The sequence below is a fragment of the Mycobacterium sp. E342 genome (assembly GCF_001667665.1).
GTDB lineage: Bacteria > Actinomycetota > Actinomycetes > Mycobacteriales > Mycobacteriaceae > Mycobacterium.
On sequence record NZ_LZJM01000144.1, the window covers coordinates 1 to 616 of the forward strand.

The 616-nt window shown below is 70.5% G+C and carries 1 protein-coding gene; it reads right to left on the minus strand.

What is annotated here, in order from left to right; translation table 11 throughout:
* On the minus strand, positions 1-608 hold a 608-nt coding region (locus A5692_RS09375), incomplete at its 3' end, for a VWA domain-containing protein (RefSeq protein ID WP_231984249.1).
* Between the last annotated feature and the right edge of the window lie 8 nt (positions 609-616).

Sequence of the window (616 nt, forward strand, 5' to 3'; positions counted from 1 at the left end):
CCGTCATGCGGGTCGCTGGGATTGGACGGCTTGTTCTCCTTGCCGTCGGAGAGCAGCACGATGCGGGCCGGCGGCGGGGTGTCGCCGCCCGTGATGGCGGTGGCGCTGACCGCGTGCAGGGCGGTGAAGATGGCCTCGCCGGTGGCGGTGCTGTCGGCGAAGTCGAGCTTCTTGAGCGCATCGATGGTCGCCTGGTGCTGCGGGGTGGGCGGCACCAGCAGGTACGGCGTGCCCGCGAAGCCCACCAGCCCGAGGTTGATGCCCGGGGTCAGCTGGGTGGCGAATTGCTTGCCGGCCACCTTCGCGGCGGTCAGCCGGTCGGGCGCGACGTCGGTCGAGGCCATCGACTCCGACACGTCGATCACCAGCATGACGACCGCCCGGTTCAGCGGGATCCGCACATCGGAGGTCGGCCCGGCCATCGCGGTGGTCAGCAGCACCAGCGAGGTCGCCAGCAGGATCGTCGGCACGTGGCGCCACCGGCTGGGGTGCGCCGGCGCGACCCGCTCCAGCACCTCCATGTTGGCAAAGCGCAGCACGCGCCGGCGGCGAGCGAACTGCAGCACGACGTAGATGCCCAGGACCAGCAGAACGGCGAGCAAGAACAGGAAGAACC